Here is a 25,446-nt window from a genome sequence, read left to right as displayed (position 1 = left end):
TTGTTTTAAAGGTTTTACTATAATTTTACTTAAAGCTTAACCACCTTAGCGCCAAAACCACCTTGATTAATCGGAGCATCATTAAAGCTTTTTACACTTTTGTGAGCTTTTAAAAACTCTTTTACCGCAAAAGCTAATTTTCCTGTGCCTATACCATGATAAACTATCACCTCATCAAAACCTACTATCAAAGCATCAGAGATAAATTTATCTAATCTTTCAAGCGCTTCATCACTTCTTAAGCCGTGCAAATCTAAAGTCATATTTAAAGCACTTGGGCGGGTTATATTGACACTTGATTTTACCTTTTGTGTTGGGGTTTGATTGCTTTTTTTAAGAAGCTTTAAAGGTACACGCAAACTTAAACCATCGCTTTGAATCATCGCGTCATTTTTTGAAATTGCAGTGATTTTACCTTTGATTTTTTCATATTTTACAAAATCCCCAACTCTAAGTTCTTCATTTTGCTCCATACTTGGTAAAACAATGCTTTTTTTAAGTTCATTGGCTTTGTTTAAACTTCTTTGTTTTTCTTTGATATCTTTTAGATTTATTGTTTTTTTAGCTTCTTCTATGGCTTTGTGATATTTAAACTCTAAATTAGAAACAAGCTTTTTAAATTCTTGCTCATTTTTTTCTTTTTGATCTTTGAGTGAAAATAAAATTTCATCTACTTTGGCTTCTTTTTTCTCAAGTTCTTCATTTTTTTTGCGTAAAGAAAGTTCAAGATTGATATTTTTACTTACCATTTCTTCTAAATTTTCTTTATCTTCTCCATAAAGCTTTTTAGCATTTTGCACTAAATTTGCACTTATGCCATATCTTAAAGCCGTTTCAAATGCATAAGATTTACCTATAGTACCTTTTAAAAACTCATATTTTGGGCGTGATAATTCCTCATCATACAAAGCAGCGATGAGTTCAACTTGTGAATTTTTAGCTAAAAGCATAGCAAGGCGTTTGTGGTGGGTTGTAATGATGATTTTATTATCTTGTTCTAAAAGCTTAGAAATAAGCTCAGTATATAAACACGCAGCTTCCTCAAAATCTGTCCCAAGCTCTATCTCATCAACCCCTAATAAAACATTTTTCTTACCCAAAAGCTTAGAAAAATGCAACATTCTTCCTGCAAAAGTAGAAATATCATTTTTTACATTTTGCGGATCTTCTAAAATCGCATCAAATTCTTTGAAATTTCCTATTTGGCTTTTTTGTGCATTAATTCTCATAGGAAGTAAATGCTTTGCAAGTAAAGCTGCACTTAAAATTCCTTTTAAAAGCATAGACTTACCACCTGCATTTACACCCGTGATGATTAAAACTTTTTTATTAAATTCTATATTAACACTTTTTGCATTTTTTAAAGCTGGATGTGCGAAGTTATATAAGCTTAAATTATTAGAACTATCAGCTAAAACAAACTCATAATCATGCTTTTTAGCCATCAAAACTCTAGCGCTATAATGATCAAATAAATCAAAAGCATTATTGATAAATTTCAAAAACATCAAATTTTTATAAAAAATTAAGCTGATTTTTTTAGCATACTCATAAAAAATTTCTTCTTTAGCATCTTTGATTTCATCTATTTGACTTTGGATTTTTTCTACACTCAAAGGCACCACATAAAATCCACCGCCGCTACTTCTACCTATGATTTTTGCTTTTAAGACATGATTAAACCCGCCGCGTAAAAGCAAGGCCTCCATACCATTGATAAGATGGATTTGCGTATCAATTAAATAAGCACTAAGATTTTTAATATAGGTAAGTTTTTTAAACTCAACTACCAAGCTTTCTTTTTTTATCTTTAGAGCTAAATTTAGATTAACAAGTCTTTCATCGACACTTTCTTTAATCTCACCCTTTTCATCAAAATACTCAAAAAGCTCCAAAATAGCCTGTGGAATTTCTATTTTTAAAAGCCACTCTTTTAAACTTTCTTCAAATTTTAAGCCCTTTAAGTAACTAAAATACATACAGATTTTAATAAATTCAAAGCTTTGGCTTAAATGTAAAATTCCTTGCTTGCTAAGATGAGTTAAAGCACTATTTAACTCTTCTATCATAGGCGGAGGATTAAAATCAATCAACGAAAGTTCGTTAATCCTTTTATAATGAAGCTTGCTATCACCTTGTAAAAAAATTTCTTTATCTCTTGCAAAAAGCCCTTTAAAGTCTTCTATATAGCCATCTAAATCTAGCTTCTTAAAAAATTGCTCTTGCATTATTTATCTACCTTGCAATCTTTTATATCAAAAACATAGGCTTTAAATTGTTTATTTTTACCATTTGAAATAAAACTTTGTGTTCCATGCTCAAAGTTAAAATACTCTTTAGTGACATTAATATCTTTGCAAATTAGACTTTGTCCTTGTAAAAATGCATTGAGTGTTTCTTTTTTTAAAACCCCACTTCTTGTAGCACTTAGCTCAAATTTAATCGCAAAAGCAATCATTAAAATCAAGACTAAAATCAAAAGATAATTACTAATCTTGCCTATTTTTTTACGCAAAAAAATGAAAAAAAGCAAAATCGCAAAAAAAGCTAAGATATATAAAAAAATCTTAAACATACTTGCCCCTGAGCTTTGTGCTTATATCTCCCGCACCAAAGCCAATTACCAAACCATTTTCAATCAACTCATCATCAAGATAAATAGCATTTTCTTCTCTTTTGATTTCTTTTATAAATTTAGCTTTTGGAAAGTATTTTTGCATATTAATTTCTATCTTAGCTTCCCCTGCTGCATACACAGGTAAAATATAAAGCTCATCAACATTTGCTAAAACCTCGCTAAAATACTCTATATTTGCACTTAAACGCGTATAACGGTGAGGCTCAAAAATAGCTATGATTTTTTCATATCCAGCTAGCCTTGCATACTCACTTGCTGCTTTAAGTGTTGTTTTGATTTCTGTTGGATGGTGTCCATAATCATCAATCAAAGCCATATTTTCATTTGCAAACAAAATATCAAATCTTTTTTTAATCCCTTGATATTTTAAAAGCTTAGTTTTTAGCTCTTCTATATTTATAAATTCACTCGCAGCCAAAATAGCCAAAGCAGCGTCCATCGCTACATGCTCACCCATACCAAAAACACTAAATTCACCTAAATCTTTAAGCGTAAAATAGGTTTTTGGCTTAAAATTTTCTACTTTCATATAAATATTTGTAATATCTTTACTTGGATAAAGCTTTTTTGCATTATTTAAATTTAAACTTGATAAAAACTCATCTTCAGCATTAATCACTTGAATTTTAGACAAATGCAAAAAGTCTTCATAAGCTTTGTGTAATCTTGCAAGATCGTTTCCATAATGATCTAAATGTTCTGCTTCAACATTAGTCACTATAGCTAAATAAGGATTTGAATTTAAAAAAGAGCTATCACTCTCATCAGCTTCAAAGATGAGATTTTCACTTTCTTTATAAAGCATATTAGTGCCACTTTCTTTTAGCACCGCACCAATAATCACAGAGGCTTCTATCAAGCTTGCTAAAATGCTTGAAGTTGTGCTTTTGCCATGAGCTCCCGCAACTGCAAAAACTCTCTTGTCTTTTAAAATCATAGGCAAGGCTTCTTTTCTTGAAAGTGTTGTGATGTTTTGTTTTTTTGCACTAATTAATTCTTCATTGTCTTCTTTGATAGCAGCTGAATACACCACTAAATCCACATCTTTGACATTGTCTTTATGATGAGGAATTTTTATATTTATACCTTCTTTTTCTAATTCTTTTGTGATTTTACTTTCTTTGATATCAGAACCACTAATCTTAAAGCCTTGTTCTTTTAAAAATCTCGCCAAAGCTGAAATTCCAATACCACCTATACCTATAAAATGAATTTTTTGCATTCTTGCCTCAAATTTTTTGAAAATTTAAGGCAAAATTCTATCATTTATTTACTAAAAATAAAATATAAAAAATCTTTATAAATAAAATCTAATCACCATTGTTTGATGTTTTAAGATTAATTAGTCTATAATTTAATTGCTTTTGAAACAAGTCTTTATAATTTTTTGAAAAATTTTTATGATATAAATCTAACTCAAAAGCCTTATTTGTATCTTTTATACTAGTATTATTTTCAAAATAATAACCATTATTTCCATCATACACTCCATTTTGATCAATCCAAACAAGCTCATTAAAACCAAATTCTAGCTTTTCGTTTTTTATAGGTGCTAATATATCTCTTCCTCCTAAACTTAAATATTTTGTATCACTAAGAGTAAGATTATAAAGCGTTGGAAAAATATCCTTATGCGAACCCACACGGTTTTTATCATAATAAATATCATTTTTTAAATACTTTGGAAGATATAAATAAAAAGGTACACTATAAGCAAAAGCTTTTTGGGATTTTATATCCATTTTAATATCTCTAAATCTATGATCACCTGTAGCAGCAATAATAATATTTTCCCCAAAACTACTTTCTTTTATGCGATCTAAAAATTTTCCAAATTCATCATTTGCATACGCATAAGCATTTAAAGCACCTATAAAATCACCAATAATAAATTGATTTAATATCTTTTTATCTAAAGCATTCTCATCGATAAGTTGTGTTTTGCTTTTGTGTATATAAGGTCTATGAGTGGAAATACTAAGAGAAATAACTAGCGTAGGATTTTTAGCATTTTCAAATATAGAATATATTTTTTTATACATAAACTCATCGGCTATACCGTATTTATGTTTTATTTTTCTAGCTTGTGGAAAATCTTGCATCAGTGTATTTTCATCTATAATTTCATCTACACCTTGATTTTTAAAATAATTGCCAAGATTATACCAAGAAGCATTACCACTATAAACAAAAACTATTTTATACCCTGCATTTTTATAAATTTGCAAAGGCGTAAAGGCTAATTTTTCTTTTTGATATAATCCATTTGAAATAATATTTGGACTTAAAAAAACCAAACGATTAAAACTTTCTATGGTATTGTTTGCACTGGATAAAAATCTAGTAAAAATAGTATCTTGCTCAAAATGTTTTTCTAAATTTCCCAAAAGATTAGTATTTTCAGTGCTAAACTCAGCTAAATTTAAACCAAAACTTTCCATGATGTTAATATAAATATGATTTTTAGCATGATTTTGATGTGTCAAAGTAGTATCAAACATAGGAAAAAGTTTTTCTTCTAGTTGATTAAGCTGTTTTATATCTACGCTTTTAAATTCTTGTTGATTTTTATACTCTTTATATGCCCATGAAAAAGCCATTAAAGGATTTGTAGAAATTTCATTAAAAGCTTTTATGGTGCTAAATTCATAATTTGAAGCTCTCAATGCATTATAAGTAAAATGTCCTCTTAGCGCTATAACATAAGCATAAATTAGCAAAATGTTTAATAAAACAAAAAATACTAGTTTTACTTTAATAGTCTCTAGTTTTAAGCTAAGAATTTTAATATTAAGATAAAAACAAAATACGCTAAAAATTACAGCTAATAACAATGCTTTTATAATGGGATAATCAGAAAATACTATAGGTAATATCGCCTTAGTATTATCATCTTTTAAACCAAAAATAAAAATATCAATTTTGCTTGCATAAAGTTGAAAGTAATAATGTATAAACGCAGAAATTAAAACAACAGAAGCTATAAAAGCTATATAAAAACTAGAAAAATAAATATAAAATTTAGCGATTACCCCCCCCCGTAGCGTGGTATTTTCTATCCTTAAAAACCAAACTTATATAAGAAAACAAACCACACAAAAATAGAGGTAAAAAAATAGCACTAAAGGTTCTCATATCATGACCTAATCCATATACATATACCATTAAGCTATTTTCACTTTCATTGGTTAAATTTTTTATCATCAAAAACCTAACTAAAGCAAAAATTCCCATAAAAATAAAACTAAAAGAAAGAATTTGTAATAAAATTTTTCTCATTATACACCTTTAATAATATTTTCTTGTTAAAAAAGATTATTCCTCATAATTTTTTATAAGCTTATCAAAACCCCATAAATTTCTAGCTTCATTTGCTTTACTAACTTCTACTACAAGCATTTCTTCTTGATCGCCAAGTTGTTCTTGCGCTTCGCCAAAAGCATTGATAAAAAAGCTATCTCCATAAAATTTCCACTCATTTTCTTGCTTTAAATTACCTATACGATTAACTCTTAAAATACTTGTTGAGTTTAAAAAAGCTCTTGTTTTTAAAAGTTCTAGCCATCTTTGATTGCTTTCAAAAGTACTAGCTGTAGGAATGATGACTAAGTCTATCTTTTTTTTCATGATCATTTGCCAAAAGATATCAAAATGTGCTTCAAATCCAAAAAGTAAAGCACATTTTAAGCCCTCATGTGTGAAAGTAAAAAGTTTAAGTTTATCAGTTTTTTTATTATTAAAAAATTTTTCTTCATTCCAGTGTGCATAAGGCATTAAAATTTGTTGTTCATATGCTTTTACATTTTGTGGGCCTACTTTTAAGCATAGTTTTTTTAAGCCATCATTTTCTACACTTATGAAAGGCGCAATGATATTTAATTCATACTTTTTAGCAAGCTTTATCAAGCTTGCTTTTTTGCTTTGACTTTGTTCTTTGATCATACTTTTTGGCATAGTTTTAAGCTCACTAAAAAAGCTATTTAAAACATACTCACCTAAAACCACCAAATTCGCGCCACTTTCTTTAGCAGCTTTTAGATAATAATCAAGCCTTGATTCACTCAAAGCCAAAGTGGGAAATTGTAAAGCTACAATACTACTCATCTACTTGCTCGATTTCTAATTTAGCATTCTCAAGCATAGTTCTTGCTTGTTTGATACTTTTTAAACCTTCTTTATAAATTTCCACACAAGTTTTAAGGTCTAAATCTTTATCGTTAAGTTTTTCCAAAGAAAGCTCAGCTTGTTTGATGTGATCTTCAAATTCCATTAATTACTTACCTTATAATTTGGCGCTTCAGCAGTGATAGTTACATCATGCACATGGCTTTCTTTTAACCCTGCTGCGGTGATTTCTACAAATTCGGCTCTTTCTTGGAAAGCTTTGATATCTACTGCACCTACATAACCCATAGAAGATCTAAGCCCACCTAAAAGTTGATGCACTACGCTTTTTATACTTCCTACATAAGGCACCCTACCTTCAATTCCCTCAGGCACAAGTTTATCTTGAGCCGTACCTTCTTGGAAATATCTATCTGAACTACCTTTTTGCATAGCACCTAAGCTTCCCATACCACGATAACTCTTATACTGTCTTCCTTGATAAGTAAATAACTCACCTGGACTCTCATCAGTTCCTGCTAAAAGCGAACCTATCATCACACTACTTGCACCTGCTGCAATAGCTTTTGCGATATCGCCTGAATATTTTATACCCCCATCAGCAATTACTGGCACGCCGTATTTACTTGCTTCTATCGCACATTCATCTATAGCTGAAATTTGAGGCACACCTACACCTGAAACAATACGCGTAGTACAAATACTACCAGGCCCTATACCTATCTTAATAGCGTCTGCACCTGCCTCACATAGATCTTTAACCGCTTTTGCACTTGCAACATTTCCTACTATCACATCTACATTAAACTCAGCTTTAATCGCTTTTAATGTATCAATAATCCCTTTAGAATGCCCATGCGCACTATCCATTACTATAACATCAACTTCAGCCTCCACTAAAGCCTTTACGCGATCAAGCTGACCCACACCCACAGCTGCAGCCACTCTTAATCTTCCATAAGCGTCTTTATTTGAATTTGGATATTCTTTACGCTTTTTTAAATCTTTTATAGTGATTAAGCCTTCTAAGTGGTTATTTTCATCTACAATAGGAAGTTTTTCTACTTTATTAGTAGAAAAAATCCTTTCTGCATCATCTAAAGTAGAGCCTTTTTTAGCAGTGATTAAAGGCATTTTTGTCATTACATTTTCTACTAAATTATCAAAATTAGTTTCAAATCTCAAATCACGATTCGTTAAAATTCCTATTAGAGTTTTATTCTCATCTACCACAGGAACGCCTGAAATTCTATATTCAGCCATGAGTTCTAGTGCTTCTTTAACACTTGCTTTAGGCCCTATATAAATAGGATCCATAATCACGCCACTTTCACTTTTTTTAACTCTTTTTATCTCTCTAACTTGTGAAGCTATGTCCATATTTTTATGGATTACCCCTATACCACCAAGTCTTGCCATCATAATAGCTGCCCTATGTTCAGTAACCGTATCCATAGCAGCTGAAATTAAAGGCATATTTAAGGTGATATTTTTTGTAAGCCTTGTTTTAATATCTACTTCTTTAGGTAAAACCTCAGAATATTGAGGAACTAGTAAAACATCTTCAAAAGTCAAAGCGCGTTTTATGATTTTCATAATTTTTCCTTTATTTGTTTTTGATAATTTCTTCCAAGCTCAAAGCACCATCTAATAAAGTTTGCTCATCATAAGCTTTACATATAAGTTGAGCAGAAATATTAAGTCCATTTTCATTTTTTTCTACAGGCACACTAATACCACCAAGTCCTGCTAAATTCACTGAAATAGTAAATACATCTTCTAAATACATTTGCACTGGAGTTTTGATATCATTAAGACCAAAAGCAACACTTGGAGCAACTGGCATAAAAATCAAATCACAATCATTTAAAATTTCTTCATATTTTTGCTTGATAAATCTTCTAGCCTTTTGTGCTTTGATATAATATGCATCATAATAGCCACTACTTAAAACAAAGGTTCCTAGTAAAATTCTTCTTTTTACTTCTTCTCCAAAGCCCTCACTTCTACTATTTACATACATTTGGCTAAGATTGTCACATTTTTCACTTCTTCGACCATATCTTACACCATCATAACGGCTTAAATTTGCACTTGCTTCAGCCGCTGCTATGATATAATAAGCCGCAACATCAAATGTAGAATCCATTAAGTCTTTATAAACAATCTCGTGGCCATTTGCTTTTAACATATCTATGGTTTTTAATAAGGCCTGTTTTACATCATCATTAGTTTGTTCTACATAGTTTTTAATCACAGCTATTTTTAGCTTTTTATTTGCATTTAGCTTTGGCGCGGTTGGTTCAAAAACTATGTTTGCACTTGTGCTATCTTTTTCATCATAACCTGCAATAGCATCATATAAAATCGCAGCATCTTCAACATTTTGCGTCAAAACTCCGATTTGATCAAGGCTTGAAGAATACGCTGCTAAACCATACCTACTAACTCTTCCATAACTTGGCTTAAACCCAACACAACCACAAAAAGCAGCAGGCTGTCTTACCGAACCACCTGTATCTGAACCCAAACTTGCTAAAGCTATCCCCGCAGCAACTGCAGCAGCACTCCCTCCGCTACTTCCGCCTGGGACTTTGGCATTATCAAGCGGATTTAAAGTCTTGCCATAAAAAGAAGTCGCACTCGTACTTCCCATAGCAAACTCATCCATATTACATCTTCCAAATGGAGTAAAATTATTTTTGCGTAAATTCACAATAGCACTTGCATCATAAGGAGCTACATAACCTTGTAAAATTTTAGAACCACAAGTTAATTCCCAATCTTTTACACTAATATTATCTTTTATAGCTACTGGCACACCTGCACCTGAAGTGCTTAGGTCTTTATTTAAAAACTGCTCTACATAAGCACCTAAATGCTTTTGCTGATGTGCTTTTTCATTTAATTCTTTTTTTAGATTTTCTAATTCTTCATTTGAAAATTTCAAAGCTTCTTTTAAAGTTACCATTATTTATCCTTAAATTTTTTAACCAAATAAAACAAAAAAAGCGTGATAAATAAAAAGCTCAATAAAGTAATCACTACCACGCTAAAAGGTAAAGCTTGCTCAAACATTTTTTGCTTTTTCCATGCTATTACATCTTGGACATAAGCATTCTTCTTCTTTTGCTAAAAATTTCCAACATCTTGGACACTTGTGTAACGAAGAACGCACGATTTTAAAACTATGATCATCTATTTTAAACTCACTCAAAGCTTCTTTATTATCTAAGCTTTCTACTGAGCTTACCATAAACCAATCAGCTACTTCTTCAATATCTTCACTCAAAAGCTCATTTGCGCTTGTTTGCAAACTTAACTCTAGGGTTGATTTAATGATTTTATCTTTTTTTAATACATCAACAAGCTCAAAGAATTTTTCTCTTGATTTTATAAATAATTCATCCTCGATTTTATACTCATAATCAAAGCCATTTTTTAATACCAAATCAAACACATCTTTAGCATTTTCTTTAATAGCCACATTTGCATGCTCTAAAGCTTCATCTATCGTATAGGTAAGGCTTGGGGCTAAAAGCGCAAAAAGTTTTCTAGCTATTAACACCATAGCACTTTGCGCGCTTACTCTTTTTGTGTCATCTTTTGCATTACAATATAATCTGTCTTTGCACACATCTAAATAAATTCCACTTAAATCTGCACTTAAGAAATTTAAAAGCACACTAAAGCCTTTTGCAAATTCATATTTTTCAAAAGCAGCTTCACATGCTTCAAAAGCAACTTTTGCACGCATTAAAATCCACTTATCTAAAAGTGTGAAATTTTTTGTTTCTAAAAATTCCATATCATTAGTATTTGCAAGTAAAAATCTTATAGTATTTCTTATCTTTCTATACTGCTCGCTTACTTGTTTTAAGATATTGTCTGAAATTTTTAAATCCGTTGAATAATCACTAAGCATTATCCAAAGTCTTAAAATTTCTACCCCATAATTTTTAGCTACATTTTGAGGTAAGATCACATTGCCTTTTGATTTACTCATTTTTTGACCCTTCTCATCTACGGTAAAGCCATGAGTAAGTATGTTTTTATATGGGGTTTTGTGATTAATCGCGGTAGAAATTAAAAGCGAGCTTTGAAACCATCCACGGTGTTGGTCACTTCCTTCAAGATACATTGAAGCTTGATATTCTCCTGCATCATATCTAGCTGAATTTAACACCGCTTCCCAAGTACTACCACTATCAAACCAAACATCTAAAATATCATAAACTTTTTCTAAATTATTTGGATCATATTTGCTATTTGGCGGCAATAAATCTTTTATTTCTAAATCCCACCACGCATCAGCTCCATTTGCTTCAAAAATTCCCACCAAATGATCTAAAACATCATCATCAAAAATCACTTCTTTGGTGTTTTTATCTCTAAAAAATGCGATAGGCACACCCCAATCTCTTTGTCTTGATATACACCAATCAGGGCGATTTTCTATCATAGAGCTAAGTCTTTTTACTCCACTTTCTGGGTAAAATTTCACATTATTTAATTGTTCTAGCGCTAACTCTCTTAAAGATTTTCCATCTAGTTTTTTCTCATCCATTAAGATAAACCATTGTTTTGTAGCTCTATAAATAACCGGTTTATGCGTTCTCCAGCAAAATGGATAAGAATGTGTAAATTTAGAACTTTCAAGCAAAGCTTCACCAAGCAATTCTAAAATACGCTCATTTGCTTTAAAAATATGAAGTCCTATAAACTCGCTTAATAAATGCTCTGGTAAAAGTCCTTTAGCTCTTAGCGTTTCATCATAACACCCACCATCATCTACTGGCATAATCACTTCAATGCCATATTTTAAGCACACATAATAATCATCCTCACCATGTCCTGGTGCAGTATGCACAAGCCCTGTACCACCTTCCATTAAAACATGATCACCTAAAATAAGAGTGGATTTTCTTTGATTGAGTGGATTAATAGCACTTAGATTTTCAAATTCAGAACCCAAAAGTTCTTTTTGAATTTTTCCTTGAGTAAAGTTTTTATTGATCATATTTTCAAGTAAGGCTTTAGCAAAAATATAACCTTCTTCAGTGATAACATATTTTTCATTTGGATTTAAAGATATAGCTTGATTTGCCGGTAAAGTCCAAGGCGTGGTAGTCCAAATCACTGCTTTTGCTTTTTTTACACCTAGCTTTTCAAGGGAAGTTTTATCAAGCTCAAATGCTACAAAAATAGAATAATCTTCTTTGTCTTCATACTCTACTTCAGCTTCTGCTAATGCACTCTTAGCAGCCCAACTCCAAAAAACAGGCTTACTTCTTTCTAGCAAAAGTCCTTTTTTAGCGATTTTACATAAAGCTTTGTAAATGTCAGCTTCAAAAGTATTTTTCATAGTCAAGTATGGCTCATCCCAATCAGCAATCACACCCAAAGACTTAAATTCATCTCTTTGGATATTTACAAATTCTCTCGCATGCTTTCTACAAAACTCACGAATTTCTTTTTTGCTTAAACTTTGCTTTTTATCTTTAAGTTTAACCTCAACTTGCTGTTCTATCGGCAAACCATGGCAATCCCAACCCGGAGTAAAACGCACTTTTTTACCTTGAAAATAATGCATTTTTATAATGATATCTTTTAAAATTTTATTTAAAGCATGGCCAATATGCAAATGTCCATTAGCATAAGGAGGACCATCATGTAGAGTAAAACTCTCACTTACCCCTTGTCTTTTTTGTTTCATTTTCTCATAAGCATAGTTGTTTTCAAACCACTTGCTAAAACGCTTAGGCTCAAGCTCTGCTAAATTTGCACGCATTGCAAAAGTCGTATTTGGAAGCAATAGCGTATCTTTATAATCCATATAATCCACCTTGAAAAATTTAAAAATAGTAAATTCTACTTAAAATACTTTTAATTTGCACTTATTTTTTTGTTATAATCGCAAGAAAAAAAGGAAAATCATGAAACATCTTATCATCATTATAGGTAGTGAAATCATTATTAATGAAAATTATATGCATTATATACAAGAAGAATACAAAAAGCAGTTTTTAGAACTTCATGAGTTAAAATTTATAAACAAACCCGATAAAGAGCTTCCTTTTTTACTTGAAAAACTTTCTAAAGAATATAGCTATATAACCATTTTTAGCATTAGTGAATACTATACAACCATAGCTAAAATCATAGCAACCTTAAATGATGATGTTTTAATCTTAGAAAATGATACCTTAGTACCTTCAAAAGCTTTGCGTGAAAAAAATTCCTTTTTAAGTTCTTTTGAGCAATGTCATATTAATTTATTAAATATAAATATAGAACAAAAATTGCCTATGATTTTACAAAATCCTGAACTTGACTATGCCTATTTTTGTCTTTTGGATATAGATGAAATGAGCGCAAATATCTTACTTAGCACACTTACTACTTCTTTTGAAATTCAAACTAGCTCAAGTGCATTATTAGATAATCTCATTTGTATTAGAGCAAGCGCTAGTCAGTATGGAAAACTAGAGGGCTTTTTAAAAGGGGTTTTTAAACTTTTTACGGGCAAAGTATTTTTAGGAAATGATCCTATTAAATTTATAGCTAAAAAACTTTTAGAAAAAAACTTAAAAATTTCCTTTGCAGAAAGCTGTACCGCAGGGCTTTGTGCTTCAAAATTTGCTGAAAATTCAGGAATTTCTAGTGTATTTGAGGGTTCTTTGATCACTTATTCTAATCGTTTAAAAAATTCTTGGCTTGGGGTGAGCAATGATACCTTAGAAAGTGTTGGAGAATACTCTGATCGTTGTATTTATTTTATGCTAAAAGGGGTTTTTAAAACCACAAATTGTGATTTTGCTTTAGCACTTAGTGGGGTAGCTGGAGAAGAGAATGATAAAAACACCAAAGCAGGCACCATCTACATAGGAGTTATGTATAAAGATGGAACCTTTTTACAAGAATGCATTCACATACAAGGCAATAGAAATTACACAAGAGAACAAGCTAGTTTGGCTGCATATTGTTTAATGCTTAGATTAAAACCTGAAATTTTCTTTGGTGTTTAACAAACCTTGTGCACTAAAATTCGTACATTTTTAAAAATTTAAACATTACTGCAGAAATTTAATCTTATTTTCTAAAACACTTTTTGGGGTAAGTCCGATGAATTTTTCATTTATTTTGCCTTTTTCATCATAAAAAACTATCACAGGTACACCATAAATTCCACCCACAGCTTTAGATAAAAATGAGCTTGCTTTGGCTTCATATAAAAGTGGCAAATCTAGCTTTTTTTCCGAAAGAATTTTTTGAGCTTCTTCTTTTGAATTAGCTCCATTTAACACCGCTAAAATAGGAAAGTTTCTTTTTTTATTAAGCTCGTTTAGCATAGGAATTTGCGCATTACACGCACCACAATCTTGCGTGAAAAAAAATAAAGCATAAGCTTGATTTGCATTTTGTGTTTTTAAGGTTTTTTCAAAACCATCATATTTAAAAGTATAGTTTTGATTTGAATTTAAGGTTTGAAATTCGTTATTTGAGCATGCGCTAAAGAAAAAAACGCTTATTAAAGCCAAGAAGCAATAGAAGCTTTTAGTTGCGACCATGGTTTTTCTCCTATAATTTTATCTTGCACAACTCCATCTTTAATGATAAAAGTAGTTGGCACCGCAAAAACGCTAAATCTTTGCCATGAGATATCTAAATCATCTTGTAAAAATATAATATTTTTGTAATCATATTTTGTAGCAAATTCTTCAAAATCCTTACCTTTATCTATAGAATCAAGCGCTAAAATAGTCATTTTTTTAGGATATTCGTTAGCAAGTTTTTCCAAAAGTGGTAAGTCTTTTAAACAAGATGCACAACCTTGCTCTACAAAAGTTAAAACGATAAGATTATCAAAATCAGCTAGTTTGATTTTCTCACCTTGTAAATTTTTAGCTGCGATTTCTGGTGCTTTTAGGCCTATTTTACCACCATTTTTATTGTTGTTTTCAAAACATGCACTTAAAAAAACTAAACATAAACAAGCTAAAATGATACTTTTAATTTTCACTTTTCATCACTCCATGGCTTAAAATGATAGTTCTATCAGCAAAGGTTGCTAAGTCTGGATTGTGAGTGATTAAAACTATGGTTTTACCATCTTGTTTTAATTTACAAAAAAGTTCTAAAATGTTTTTTTCATTTGCCTCATCTAAATTTCCAGTTGGCTCATCTGCTAATAAAATTTCAGGATCATTCACTAAAGCTCTTGCTATACATAGTCTTTGTTGCTCCCCGCCACTTAATTGGCTTGGTAAATGCGTAAGTCTGTGTGAAAGCCCTACTTTTTCTAGTGCCATTATAGCGTCTTTTTGTTCTATGCTTGAGTGATAAAACTGAGCTAGCATAACATTTTCTAAGGCATTTAAATAAGGTATTAAATGAAATTGTTGAAAAATTAAGCCTATTTTTTCTCTTCTGATCACACTTTTTTCTTCTTCGCTTAAATTTCCAACTTCTTTATCATCTAAAAAATACTCCCCACTACTTTGAGTATCCATCAAAGAAAGTATATTTAAAAGTGTTGATTTACCTGAACCTGATGGACCCATGATAGCTAGCCATTCGCCTTGCTTTACTTCTAGGTTGATATTTTGCAAAGCTTTAACTTCATTAAAATTACGATTTAAATTTGAAATTTTTATAATATTTTTCATCACTCACCCTTTAAATTTTCACAAACATTGATTTTTAAAGCTTTTTTTAGCGGTAAAATACTTGCAAAAAAAGCAAATACCAAAGAAACAAGCACCGCAAAAAACACTGAAAGCAATCTAAAATCTATACTTGCATTAAAAATCAAATATCCAAAAATATTTGCTAAAAAATATCCGCAAAAAGCACCGAGCAAACTCGCACTCAAGCTTAAAATAAACACTTCAGCTCCAAAAAGTTTAATAACTTCTTTATGCTTAGCTCCTAGTGCAAGGTGCAAAGCTATTTCTTTTTTTCTTGAAAAAATCACTGCGCTAAGAGTGGTATTTACACTCAAAGAACTAATGAGTAAAATCGTTAAACTAATCAAAGCCATTAAAGCTTTAATCTTTTCTAAAATCACACCTTCGCTAATGGATACTGAGGCGATGACTTTAGCTTCTACATTGCCCTTACTAAGTTCTTTTGCTTTTTGATCTAAACTTTCATAATCGCCTAGCAAAATAGCTTGAGCGTAATTTATAACTTCTTTAGCTGCTAACTCTTGAGCTTTCTTTAAAGAGATGATTAAAACCCCATCTTGCTCATCGTTACTTCTTAAAATAGCTTTGATTTTTACTTTGACTATTTTGGAAATACTTGGATTATAAATTTGCAATTCTTGTCCTATTTTAAGTTCAAGTTGTTTAGCTAAATCAGCCCCCACAAAGGCACTATCTTCACTAAAATCACTCAAAGAAAAGCTTCCTTTTAAAACTTCCATAAAAGGCTTAGTAAGCTTTAAATTTGCAAAATCAACCCCAACAACTACAGCACTTGAACTTTCAAGATTATAAAAACCGTATAAAAATGGGGTTAAAGCTTTTGCTTTCAAGCTTTCTTTAACTTGATTAAACTCATCCATGCTTAAAAATTCATCATCTTTTGGCGTGATGATAAAATTAGCCCCATAAGCCTTTAATTCTTTAGATAATTTTGTGTCAATATCAAAATAAATATTAAAAAATGAAGCACTAACCATAGCACCCATAAACACAGCTATAAAAATAATACAAACTCTTTTATAAGAAAAAATAAGAGATTTAAAAACCTCTTGCATAAAAAAATTATTTGCCATATAAAACCTCTGAAGTAGAAAGTTTAGAAATTCCTTTGATAGAAAACAAACATCCTAAAAATACTATAAGCACCGCAAAAAATAAGCAAATTGGTAAAATAATCCAAGATATAGCAATAGTATGATCAAATATACTTAGAGCAATAACTTCTGAAACCCCAACGCCAAAAGCAAAACCAAAAACTGCTCCAACTAAAGCTACCACAACCCCTTCTAGTGCAAAAATCATATAAATTTGCAAAGTGCTAGCACCCAAAGCTTTTAAAAGTCCTATTTCACTTTTTCTTCTAAAAATATCTGCACTCATTAAAGATGATATGGCTATGGAAGCTACGATTAAACATATAATACTAACTACTGCCATTAAAGATTGAATTTTAGATACTATCAAACTTTCTGCATCTGAAATCGCACTCACTACTTTTGTGCTAGCACCTTTAAAATCTTCTGCGATTTGATAAGCAATAGAACTTACATAAGCAGTACAATACCACTGATCATACTCAAGCTGATCAAGACTATCTACATCGCGTCTTGCTTTTTGTGCTAAATCATTTTCAGGTATAGTCAAAGCCGAAACTTCTGCTTTGGCAAATAAACCTTCTTTTTTAGAAAGCTTTTGTGCTAAAAGCAAAGAAGTAATGATTTTATTTGAAAAGACTTGAGTTAAGTCTATAATACCAACAATTTTTACTTTAAAAATTTGATCATTTTGCACAAGGGTGATTTCATCATCTATTTTTAAATCATACTTTTGTGCTAAGTCTTTTCCTAGCATTATTTCATCTAAACTATCATCTTTTGGGTAATTTCCTTTGATTTGACTATATTTATATAATTCTTTAATACCCGCATAAAAATCATCATCATCTTGCACCTTTATAGCCTTATCAAAATAAGTTCCCACTAAAGAGATATTTTCATAATTTGCATTTGGAGTTTGAATTTTTACTTGAGTATCTAAAAATGGTGCAAAGGCATTGATATTATTTCTCCAAAAAATTTCTTTTATGGTATGGAGTTTGTTTTCTTCTAAAAAATTTTGATTTTTCAAAGGCTCATAGATTTTATTACCCACTTCTACACTTAAACTTGCACCTTTAGGTAAAACTAAAATGTTTGACCCATAACTTCTTAATTCTTTTGTGATTTCATTACCTATACCCAAAGTAAGATTTAACATAGTAGCCATAAGCAAAGTAGCTAAAAAAATCGTTAGCAAAGCTAGGGATTTTTGAATTTTATTTTGAAAAATGGAATTTTTTACAATCTTAACTTGCATAGTCATTTCCTAATAAATTATGAATTCTATATTTTGAAGTCTTATTCATATCGATGTATTTTAAAGGATCGTTTTTAAACTCTTCATAGTTTTTTTCATTAGCAAAAAAATATGTTCTACCTTTATAAACATAAGATCTTGGTGCTTTTAAATTAATTAATTCAGTATGATCAATAGGATCATAAACTTTCTTTTCTACTACTTGAGTGAAAAAATTCACCCCATCTAAAATTTCTGAAAAAGGTATAATAACCTTACCATTTTCAAATTTATACTTCATAGGGATAGGATTACACCCTCCTGCCTTACCTACACTTGGTAAGAAAATTCTAACATTACATGAGATACAAATTAATTCTCCACCTTTTTTAACATACCCCATATCCCCACATATACTACAAGCATCAAAAACCGCTACCGGTGAGTCTTTATCTTCTCTTTTGTTAATTAAAAAAAATCTCACCACTTTACCCTCATCGCTAATATAAGCAAAGCGATGTAAGTTATTATCTCTTAAAATCGCTACATCAAAAACAAATTCATTATTTTCATTTGGCTCTACATAGGTTGGCTCGTCTATGGTTACCGGTCTTGAAGCATGCAAGTCATAAAAGAGAAAAATACAAAGACTTAAAATCATAGCACTAAAAATACTTGCACTAAAATTAGTTATAGTTGAATTTTTTGCTTGATTTTTTCTAAATTCTATATCAAAATCTTTTTTCTTGCTGTTTTCACTCACTCTTTGCTTTAGAGCTAAAACTATACAAATTCCTAGCAATAAAAACCATACATAAGTATAAAATTTAGCATAATATACACTTTTTGCCACATAGCTTAAATATAAACTTTCTGTTTCTACCACGCCTTCTCTCATAAGGTGCAATAAAATTTGAGCTAAAGCTTCATTTAGATAAAAAATCGCGATAATAAATAAAAATAAATTTAAAAACTTGAATTTAAATTCTCTTAACCATCTTGTAAAAAGATAAACCCCAAAACACACAACAAAAGCAAGCAAAATTAACCCAAAAGAACTAATCGCTAAAGAATCTAAAAAATTAGTGCTTAATATAGGAAAGTCAATAGAAATATGTAAGTATTTTATACCAAAAGCAAAAGATAGTAAAAAAAGTAATATTGCTTGAATTTTTTCTTTTAAAAAATTATTTTTTAAAAAAGAAAAAATGATAACACTTAAAAACAATAAAACAAATAAAATATCATTAGAAAAATATAGCAAATCATAACTTAGTGTTTTAGCGCTAATAAAAAAAGCAAAATAAGAAAAAACAAAACCTACAAAAGCAAGTTTAAACACTAAAGAATTTTTTAGATTATAAAAAAATAAAGCACTCAAAAGCGCATAAGAAAAAAATACTCCAAAAAAATGTACAAAATAAATCGACATAGGCTCTTCTTTGATAGAATTTATTTATAAAATCAATAATTTCATAAATAAACCCTAGCAAAAGCTAGGGAAAAATCACTTAGGTTTTCCTGTGTATTTAAAGTTGTATTTAACTGAAAATGGCTCAAACCATTTACCAACACCCGTTTCTTTATCAACATGGCGTCCAAAACCTTGTTTTTCTGGACTTTCTATTAAAAATACTAACTCATAATTTCCTATGCCTGTATCCATTTTTAAATTTGCACCATAGTGAGGGCCATCATCTGCTACCATAGGCATAAGAGTTCCTGTTTTTACTTTACCATTATCAAGATTAGTTAGCTTATAAGCTATAGTTAAATAAGGGATCCAAAAGCCTTCTGGAAAGCCGTTTTTATTGCCCTTTAATGCATGAATATCTGCTTCAAGGTGAATATCTGCTAAACTAGCTGCAAGGTCAATGCCTCTTGGCTCCATTTCGATTGGCTGTAAATAAACCGCTGCTATTTCCATACCATTTAATTCATAAGGATCGCCAATTGGCACCTCTGCTGCAAAAACTGAACTAGCTAAAATACTAGCTGCTGCGCCTAAACTTAATAAAGTTTTTTTCATATTTTTTCCCTTTTATTTGAAATTTGCTTTGTTATAAAAATACCCATAATGAGTAAGATTAAAACCATAAACTGAGGTATGATACTCTCATAGTAAGGATAAATTCCAAGCCACAAAATTCCTTCAAAATCAAAAGGAAGCAAGCTTGGGGTGATAACCTTAGCTTCTATGAGCTCACCAACGCCTTTGCCCGTAAAGACAAAGACCATATAAAAAATAATGTATGAAGTTATATAAAAAAATTGTTTTACTGGTATTTTTAAAGCACCAGCTTTTAATAAATAATAAAGTATGACAAGTATAATTAATCCACTAGCTAATCCTATAAATATAAAACTATAATCTGTACTTGTTTTTGCATCAAACAATAAAGCCTGATAAAAAAGAATAGTTTCAGCACCTTCTCTATATACAGCTAAAAACACACTAAACCATAAGGTTTTTGCTGAATTATTTGACATAGCTTCAACTGCTTGAGTTTTTATGTGATTTGCCCATTTTTTATTTTGTGCATTTGATAAAAGCCAAAAACCCACATAAAACAATAATGCAACAGCCACAAGCATAGTAATGCCTTCTAGTAACTCTCTGCTTTGCCCTGCTTGTTCTTTAAAAATCCATGAAATAAAAAATGCTGTTACAAAACTTAAAAATACACCACTCCAAAGTGCTGAATATACTATATTTAAACGCTTCTTATTGCCACTTTGAACTAGGTATGAAACTATAGCTACAATAATAATTAAAGCTTCCAAACCCTCTCTTAAGATAATACCCAAAGCCCATATAAATAAAGACATAGGTGAGGATTCTTGAATTTTATCTAAAGAGCCTTCCACTAAGGCACTAAGCTCATCGAAATTTTGTTTTAATTCTTCTTTAGAAGCACTTGCTTTAATAAGTGCAACACCTTTTGAAAAATAACTTTCTATTTTTAATTTTAAAGCACTATCAATAGCACCAATTTTACTTTCCATGCCACTTGCTTCAAAAATATCTAAATACACATTTTGCAAAGCATCTATACTATTTAAACTAAATCCCTCATAATTTTGCAAAATATCATTAAGAGCAATTTTCATATCATCATATACTTTAGTATAGTTTTTAGTACTCATAGCACTTTCATCAAAGCCTTTAACTTGAAGCAAGGCTAATTCTTCTTTAGGTAGAGCTAAAAACGCTTCATATAATAAATCTGATATGTTTGAAATTTCATCCCTAATAGTTTTTTCATCTAAAATATTAGCATTGATTTTTCTTATAATAGTTCTAAGTTTAGTTTGAATTTTTTTATCCACTCCTGCCTTAGTATATCTTGCCACTAAAACTTCTACTTTTGAATTTCTATAGTCTTCAAACAATACTGATTGAATCAAATCTTTAGCTTTTTGATAGTCTTTATTTACAAAAGCTAATGCAGCCTGATCAAGCTTTGAAATCATAGAATCCATTAAAAATTGCAACCTTGCATCCAAAGCTGAAGCTTCTTGCAAAGCTAGCAATGCTTCATCTTTTTGAGTGTCTTGCTCTTGAGCAATCAAACTTTGAGTTGAGTTTTGTGAAGTTTGTTCTTTAACATTCTCTCCAAGCAAAGCAGCAAACATCGCTTCAGCTTGTGCTTGGCGTTCTTTTTCTGCTTTTAAAGATGAGTTTTCAGCTGCTTTTTTATCATAATTTACATCACTAGCTTCAGCTTTAAGCTGGAAGCCTTTTTCTAAAATAGGAACTATTTCATCTAAATCAAAATACAAACTACTAATCAAAGCTTCTATTTTAGAAAAATCTTCTTTATCTTTATATAACTTTCTTAAATTAACAAATTTACGCTCCATAACAATGGCTTTTCTACCAACATTACGCCCAATAGAGCCTTCCATGGTTTCAAAATGCTGAAAATATGCATCTTCTGCTTTTTTCTTTGCTTCTAAATTTTTATTTTCTTTATATAAGAGCATACTTTCATTTAAAATTTGTTTGATTGCTTGGGCTTCTTTTTGATAATCAATCTCTCTAGCATAAACAATAGTACAAAATAAAAAAATTATCAACAAGCTTATTTTTTTAAACACTATTTTACTCCGAAATGATATTCATTTTTAAAATCATAGTCGCAAGTATAGTACTAGCTTTCTTAAATTTAGATAAACATTATCATTATTTATTTCATAATAAATCAGATAAAAATACTACAAAATGCTACTTTAATCTACAAAATAAGCAAAAAAATTATTATTTTTAAGAGTATTGTTTATTTTTTATTTGTTTTAATCATAAAAATAAGTTTTTCTTTGCTAATATGTGGTGGTTTTAAAAAATTTCAAGGAGTTTTTGTGCTAGTAATTACCCATGAAAAACCAAGCAAGCTCAAAAAAATGTTAAAAAATTTAGGTTTTTGGGTGATTATAGGAATAATAGCTGGTATTAGCCTTGGTTTATTAGATAAAGAACTTGCACTAGCTAGTAAAATCGGAGTGGATTATTTTATACAAGCTTTAAAATTTTTAATAGGGCCTATTATATTTTAACTATTGTTTTAGGAGTTGTTAGCCTTGAAAGTCTAAAGCAAGTTGGAAGTATAGGTGCTAAAGCTTTATTATACTTTGAAGTAGTGAGTACTTTTGCTTTAGCTATTGGTATTTTTATGGCAAATATTATGGGACCTGGAAAAGGAATGAACCTTGATCCAAACACCTTAGATCAAGAGAGTGTAGCTCAATTTGTCAATAACAATATAGAAATAAGCGCACAAAATGAGATTTTACATATTTTAAAAGACGCCATACCTACTGATATCATCGCTGCTTTTAGCGAGGGAAAAACCTTGCAAATCTTAGTTATAGCCCTAGCTTGTGCTTTCATTATTTCGCTTATGAGAATTGATGAGAGAAAAGCTATACAAAAAACCTTAGAAATAATGCAAAGTTTTGTTTTTAAAATCCTAGAAATCATTATGTATTTTTCTCCTATTGCTGCTTTTTCTGCGATGGCTTTTTTAGTGGCAAAATATGGACTTGACTCTTTGTTAAATTTAGGATATTTACTTGTTGTTATGTTGCTTGCTTCTTTGCTTTTTATCTTTGGAGTTTTAGGACTTATTTGTTTTATTGCTAAAGTTAATATTTTTAAATTTATGCGTTTTATTTCAAGAGAAGTTTTGATAGTTTTTGCTACAAGTTCTAGCGAATCAGCATTAGCTCCACTTATGAGAAAGCTTGAAAAAGCAGGAATTTCAAAAGCCACCGTGGGTTTAGTATTGCCAACTAGATATAGTTTTAATCTTGATTGCACTAATATTTATTTGGCTATGAGTTTGATTTTCCTTGCACAAGCTTTTAATGTAGAGCTTTCTTTAACGCATGAGATTAGCATTAATCGTATTAATGATAGCCTCAAAAGGTGCTGTTGGTGTAACTGGCTCAGGTTTTATCATACTAGGAAGCACACTTGCAGCTTTATCTAATATGCATATAGCAGAGGCTAATAATGGCTTAGGAACAAGCTTAGGAGAGGTTTTACCTGTGGCTGCTATTTCTATACTCTTGGGTGTGGATAAGTTTATGTCTGAAATTCGTGCGGTAGGAAATTTATGCGGCAATAGCGTAGCAGCTTTAATCGTAGCTATTTGGGATAAACAAATAGACTGGGAAAAATTCCGCTACGCTCTTGATAATCCTAAAGAATTTACAAATGCAGGGTTTGATTAAAAAACCTCTTTTTGTATTTTTTCTACATATTTTTCTCTTAGCTTTTGGGTATAAAAGCCTACTTTACCATCATTAATCACCTTGCTATCTGCTTTTATAACACCTAAAATCAAAAAAGTAGCCGCAGAAATAAACACCTCATCAGCCTCATACACTTCTTTCATGCTAAAAGCTCTTTGATCTACTTTAAGATCAAGTTCTTTGGCAAATTTCAAGATATTTTTACGGCGAATTCCTGGTAAAATTTCATTAGAAAATGGCTTAGTAATTAAAGTTTTATCTTTTATAATAAAAGCTGAACTACTAGAAGCTTCCGTTACTAAAGCATTTTCTACCATAAAAGCTTCAAAAACCTTAGCTTTTATAGCTTCTTCTTTTGCAAGACATTGAGCCAATAAAGAAATTGATTTTATATCTCTTCTTTTCCACCTTAAATCAGATGTTGAAATAACACTTACCCCATTTTTAGCATACTCATGCTCAATCACCTTACATTCAAAAGCAAAAGCCATAATAGTAGGTTTTAATCCCTTTAAAAGAGCAAAATTTCTACTAGCAACCCCTCTAGTAACTTGCATATAAAGCCCACCTTCTTTAAGAGAGTTTTTAATGATTAATTGCTCTAAAATATTTTCAAATTCTTCTTTTGTGTAAGGAATTTGTAGTTCAATTTGAGCCAAACTACGCTCAAAACGCTCCCAAAATTCTTCTTTGTCAGCTATTTTTGCATTTACCACAGGAACTACTTCATAAATTCCATCTCCAAAGATAAAACCTCTATCAAAAACACTCACTTTAGCTTCACTAGCTTTTACAAACTCATCATTTAAAAACACCACTTCCATTTCTTGCATAAACCCTCCTTTAATCAAATAAATCAATAATATCTTTTGGTAAATCAAGCTGATTAGAATAATAAAAATACTTAGCTAAAACTAAAATTCCTATATAAAATTCTATCTTTTCATCTAAAAATTGCTCTATGTAAGCATGGGCATTTTGAATGATTTCTTTTGCTCTATGCGGGTTAGCTAAATAATAATCAAGCAAAGCTTCTACATTTTCATAATCATCGTCAATCAAAGCAAAATGCTCATTTGGAACTAACTTTCCTTCCATAAACCAAGTTTCATAACGCATTTTGGGGGCTAAAACTAACGAATTTGTTTTCATCGCCCACTTTAAGTTGCTTGCTACGTCATTGCCTTCTAATGAAAGTAAAAATTTAAACTGGGTTTGATAAGCTCTGCTGATTTTAAAATTTAAATTTTTAATCCATTTTTCGGCTTGAATTTTTCTACCGCCAACATGAGCAATATCGCAACGAGGATTATCAAAATACTTTTCAAAAAATTTAATACGATGAGGCTGATAAATCGCGCCTCTAAAAAAAAGCAAATCTTTTTTATCTTCAAACTGATTTTTATCTTGTATAAAATCAAAATGTCTGTTTTTGTCTAATTTTAAAATGATATTATTAAAACCATTTTCAACCGGTCTTGATTTGGCAATACTTGGATATTTAAGATTATAACTAATATCCCCAAAACCTTTAATCCATAAAAAATCATCGTTAAAATACTTACTGATTGCATAAGCATCATAAGCATAAGAAGTTTTTTTAAAAGGAAATTTTCCTATTTTTTCATAATTTTGAAAATTTTTTATATCAAAAAAATCATTTTGCAGATTATAATAATTCAAGCGAGTAATAATGTTATCTATATTTTTTAATTTTAAAATTTCTTTTAAAATATTTTGCAATTGATTTTGATAAATTTTTCTAGGTATAAAACTCTTAGCTATGCCTTTTACATTCATCATAAATCTAGAATCTGCCATTTTTCTTCCATTTTGATATTAAAATAATATAAATTTTAACACAAGAATTCATTTACAAGA

Annotated in this window: 21 protein-coding genes and 1 pseudogene; 2 read left to right on the top strand and 20 right to left on the bottom strand. The window is 30.4% G+C overall.

Going from position 1 to position 25,446, the window contains the following annotated elements:
- Positions 1–29 precede the first annotated feature (29 nt).
- From CAMP5082_RS05490 to ileS, 10 genes are all read right to left on the bottom strand, one after another.
- Positions 30–2,228 carry an endonuclease MutS2 gene (locus CAMP5082_RS05490; RefSeq protein WP_337206143.1) on the bottom strand — a complete coding sequence of 733 codons (2,199 nt, stop codon included), beginning with the start codon at positions 2,226–2,228 and terminating at the stop codon, positions 30–32.
- Positions 2,228–2,575 carry a hypothetical protein gene (locus tag CAMP5082_RS05485; RefSeq protein ID WP_214100544.1) on the bottom strand — a complete coding sequence of 116 codons (348 nt, stop codon included), beginning with the start codon at positions 2,573–2,575 and terminating at the stop codon, positions 2,228–2,230. The genes CAMP5082_RS05490 and CAMP5082_RS05485 overlap by 1 nt, the downstream gene beginning before the upstream one ends.
- Positions 2,568–3,860 carry a UDP-N-acetylmuramate--L-alanine ligase gene (gene murC, locus CAMP5082_RS05480; protein WP_263683220.1) on the bottom strand — a complete coding sequence of 431 codons (1,293 nt, stop codon included), beginning with the start codon at positions 3,858–3,860 and terminating at the stop codon, positions 2,568–2,570. Before murC ends, CAMP5082_RS05485 begins: the two co-directional genes overlap by 8 nt.
- Before the next feature lie 88 nt (positions 3,861–3,948).
- The gene (locus tag CAMP5082_RS05475) at positions 3,949–5,472 is read right to left on the bottom strand and encodes an LTA synthase family protein (RefSeq protein WP_337206142.1); all 1,524 of its coding nucleotides are present in this window, start codon (positions 5,470–5,472) and stop codon (positions 3,949–3,951) included.
- 187 nt (positions 5,473–5,659) lie between these two features.
- Positions 5,660–5,917 (bottom strand): hypothetical protein, encoded by a 258-nt coding sequence (locus CAMP5082_RS05470; RefSeq protein ID WP_220567308.1) that lies wholly within the window; start codon positions 5,915–5,917, stop codon positions 5,660–5,662.
- Positions 5,918–5,953: 36 nt separating this feature from the next.
- Positions 5,954–6,742, bottom strand: a complete 789-nt coding sequence (locus tag CAMP5082_RS05465; protein ID WP_337206141.1) for a carbon-nitrogen hydrolase family protein — start codon at positions 6,740–6,742, stop codon at positions 5,954–5,956.
- On the bottom strand, positions 6,735–6,908 hold the full coding sequence (xseB, locus tag CAMP5082_RS05460) for an exodeoxyribonuclease VII small subunit (RefSeq protein ID WP_039628709.1): 174 nt from the start codon (positions 6,906–6,908) through the stop codon (positions 6,735–6,737). Before xseB ends, CAMP5082_RS05465 begins: the two co-directional genes overlap by 8 nt.
- Positions 6,908–8,359 carry an IMP dehydrogenase gene (gene guaB, locus CAMP5082_RS05455; protein ID WP_039618890.1) on the bottom strand — a complete coding sequence of 484 codons (1,452 nt, stop codon included), beginning with the start codon at positions 8,357–8,359 and terminating at the stop codon, positions 6,908–6,910. Before guaB ends, xseB begins: the two co-directional genes overlap by 1 nt.
- A gap of 10 nt (positions 8,360–8,369) precedes the next feature.
- Positions 8,370–9,734 carry an Asp-tRNA(Asn)/Glu-tRNA(Gln) amidotransferase subunit GatA gene (gene gatA / locus CAMP5082_RS05450; RefSeq protein WP_337206140.1) on the bottom strand — a complete coding sequence of 455 codons (1,365 nt, stop codon included), beginning with the start codon at positions 9,732–9,734 and terminating at the stop codon, positions 8,370–8,372.
- Between the two features lie 99 nt (positions 9,735–9,833).
- Entirely contained in the window at positions 9,834–12,599 is a 2,766-nt protein-coding gene (gene ileS / locus CAMP5082_RS05445) for an isoleucine--tRNA ligase (protein ID WP_337206139.1), read from the bottom strand.
- 100 nt (positions 12,600–12,699) lie between these two features.
- On the opposite strand from ileS, the gene CAMP5082_RS05440 reads away from it, so the two are divergent.
- Complete coding sequence (locus CAMP5082_RS05440; protein ID WP_337206138.1) at positions 12,700–13,791, top strand: CinA family protein; 1,092 nt, start codon at positions 12,700–12,702, stop codon at positions 13,789–13,791.
- Positions 13,792–13,836: 45 nt separating this feature from the next.
- Here CAMP5082_RS05440 and CAMP5082_RS05435 read toward each other — a convergent pair whose 3' ends face one another.
- The 8 genes from CAMP5082_RS05435 to CAMP5082_RS05400 form a co-directional block, all read right to left on the bottom strand.
- Complete coding sequence (locus CAMP5082_RS05435; protein ID WP_337206137.1) at positions 13,837–14,334, bottom strand: TlpA family protein disulfide reductase; 498 nt, start codon at positions 14,332–14,334, stop codon at positions 13,837–13,839.
- Entirely contained in the window at positions 14,295–14,786 is a 492-nt protein-coding gene (locus CAMP5082_RS05430; RefSeq protein WP_337206136.1) for a TlpA family protein disulfide reductase, read from the bottom strand. The genes CAMP5082_RS05435 and CAMP5082_RS05430 overlap by 40 nt, the downstream gene beginning before the upstream one ends.
- Positions 14,776–15,432, bottom strand: a complete 657-nt coding sequence (locus CAMP5082_RS05425; RefSeq protein WP_012661870.1) for an ABC transporter ATP-binding protein — start codon at positions 15,430–15,432, stop codon at positions 14,776–14,778. Before CAMP5082_RS05425 ends, CAMP5082_RS05430 begins: the two co-directional genes overlap by 11 nt.
- Positions 15,432–16,547: an ABC transporter permease gene (locus tag CAMP5082_RS05420; protein ID WP_337206135.1), complete on the bottom strand. Its 1,116-nt coding sequence runs from the start codon at positions 16,545–16,547 to the stop codon at positions 15,432–15,434. Before CAMP5082_RS05420 ends, CAMP5082_RS05425 begins: the two co-directional genes overlap by 1 nt.
- Positions 16,537–17,829, bottom strand: coding sequence for an ABC transporter permease (locus CAMP5082_RS05415; RefSeq protein WP_337206134.1), 1,293 nt, complete (start codon positions 17,827–17,829; stop codon positions 16,537–16,539). The genes CAMP5082_RS05420 and CAMP5082_RS05415 overlap by 11 nt, the downstream gene beginning before the upstream one ends.
- Positions 17,819–19,240: a Fe-S-containing protein gene (locus CAMP5082_RS05410; protein WP_337206133.1), complete on the bottom strand. Its 1,422-nt coding sequence runs from the start codon at positions 19,238–19,240 to the stop codon at positions 17,819–17,821. Before CAMP5082_RS05410 ends, CAMP5082_RS05415 begins: the two co-directional genes overlap by 11 nt.
- A gap of 75 nt (positions 19,241–19,315) precedes the next feature.
- Positions 19,316–19,837, bottom strand: coding sequence for a ferrirhodotorulic acid transporter, periplasmic binding protein (locus CAMP5082_RS05405; RefSeq protein ID WP_012661874.1), 522 nt, complete (start codon positions 19,835–19,837; stop codon positions 19,316–19,318).
- Positions 19,834–21,909 carry an FTR1 family iron permease gene (locus CAMP5082_RS05400; protein WP_442863325.1) on the bottom strand — a complete coding sequence of 692 codons (2,076 nt, stop codon included), beginning with the start codon at positions 21,907–21,909 and terminating at the stop codon, positions 19,834–19,836. The genes CAMP5082_RS05405 and CAMP5082_RS05400 overlap by 4 nt, the downstream gene beginning before the upstream one ends.
- Positions 21,910–22,212: 303 nt before the next feature.
- On the opposite strand from CAMP5082_RS05400, the pseudogene CAMP5082_RS05395 reads away from it, so the two are divergent.
- Positions 22,213–23,544: pseudogene (locus CAMP5082_RS05395) on the top strand (cation:dicarboxylate symporter family transporter).
- Here the strand turns inward: CAMP5082_RS05395 and CAMP5082_RS05390 are convergent.
- The gene (locus CAMP5082_RS05390; protein WP_263663501.1) at positions 23,541–24,398 is read right to left on the bottom strand and encodes a D-amino acid aminotransferase; all 858 of its coding nucleotides are present in this window, start codon (positions 24,396–24,398) and stop codon (positions 23,541–23,543) included. The pseudogene CAMP5082_RS05395 and the gene CAMP5082_RS05390 sit on opposite strands and share 4 nt — an antisense overlap.
- Positions 24,399–24,408: 10 nt before the next feature.
- Positions 24,409–25,386, bottom strand: a complete 978-nt coding sequence (locus tag CAMP5082_RS05385) for a glycosyl transferase family 90 (protein ID WP_337206132.1) — start codon at positions 25,384–25,386, stop codon at positions 24,409–24,411.
- Positions 25,387–25,446 lie beyond the last annotated feature (60 nt).

It is taken from the genome of Campylobacter sp. LMG 17559, from assembly GCF_024723605.1.
In the GTDB taxonomy this organism is placed as follows: domain Bacteria; phylum Campylobacterota; class Campylobacteria; order Campylobacterales; family Campylobacteraceae; genus Campylobacter_D.
Note: the sequence above shows the minus strand (reverse complement) of the source record. Positions and strands in the feature narration are given on the sequence as shown.

Excerpts from the sequence above, each read along its gene's own strand:
- CAMP5082_RS05490 (WP_337206143.1), bottom strand. The coding sequence starts at position 2,228 with ATGCAAGAGCAATTTTTTAAGAAGCTAGATTTAGATGGCTATATAGAA.
- CAMP5082_RS05485 (WP_214100544.1), bottom strand. The coding sequence starts at position 2,575 with ATGTTTAAGATTTTTTTATATATCTTAGCTTTTTTTGCGATTTTGCTT.
- murC (WP_263683220.1), bottom strand. The coding sequence starts at position 3,860 with ATGCAAAAAATTCATTTTATAGGTATAGGTGGTATTGGAATTTCAGCT.
- CAMP5082_RS05470 (WP_220567308.1), bottom strand. The coding sequence starts at position 5,917 with ATGAGAAAAATTTTATTACAAATTCTTTCTTTTAGTTTTATTTTTATG.
- CAMP5082_RS05465 (WP_337206141.1), bottom strand. The coding sequence starts at position 6,742 with ATGAGTAGTATTGTAGCTTTACAATTTCCCACTTTGGCTTTGAGTGAA.
- xseB (WP_039628709.1), bottom strand. The coding sequence starts at position 6,908 with ATGGAATTTGAAGATCACATCAAACAAGCTGAGCTTTCTTTGGAAAAA.
- guaB (WP_039618890.1), bottom strand. The coding sequence starts at position 8,359 with ATGAAAATCATAAAACGCGCTTTGACTTTTGAAGATGTTTTACTAGTT.
- gatA (WP_337206140.1), bottom strand. The coding sequence starts at position 9,734 with ATGGTAACTTTAAAAGAAGCTTTGAAATTTTCAAATGAAGAATTAGAA.
- ileS (WP_337206139.1), bottom strand. The coding sequence starts at position 12,599 with ATGGATTATAAAGATACGCTATTGCTTCCAAATACGACTTTTGCAATG.
- CAMP5082_RS05440 (WP_337206138.1), top strand. The coding sequence starts at position 12,700 with ATGAAACATCTTATCATCATTATAGGTAGTGAAATCATTATTAATGAA.
- CAMP5082_RS05435 (WP_337206137.1), bottom strand. The coding sequence starts at position 14,334 with ATGGTCGCAACTAAAAGCTTCTATTGCTTCTTGGCTTTAATAAGCGTT.
- CAMP5082_RS05425 (WP_012661870.1), bottom strand. The coding sequence starts at position 15,432 with ATGAAAAATATTATAAAAATTTCAAATTTAAATCGTAATTTTAATGAA.
- CAMP5082_RS05420 (WP_337206135.1), bottom strand. The coding sequence starts at position 16,547 with ATGGCAAATAATTTTTTTATGCAAGAGGTTTTTAAATCTCTTATTTTT.
- CAMP5082_RS05415 (WP_337206134.1), bottom strand. The coding sequence starts at position 17,829 with ATGCAAGTTAAGATTGTAAAAAATTCCATTTTTCAAAATAAAATTCAA.
- CAMP5082_RS05410 (WP_337206133.1), bottom strand. The coding sequence starts at position 19,240 with ATGTCGATTTATTTTGTACATTTTTTTGGAGTATTTTTTTCTTATGCG.
- CAMP5082_RS05405 (WP_012661874.1), bottom strand. The coding sequence starts at position 19,837 with ATGAAAAAAACTTTATTAAGTTTAGGCGCAGCAGCTAGTATTTTAGCT.
- CAMP5082_RS05390 (WP_263663501.1), bottom strand. The coding sequence starts at position 24,398 with ATGCAAGAAATGGAAGTGGTGTTTTTAAATGATGAGTTTGTAAAAGCT.
- CAMP5082_RS05385 (WP_337206132.1), bottom strand. The coding sequence starts at position 25,386 with ATGGCAGATTCTAGATTTATGATGAATGTAAAAGGCATAGCTAAGAGT.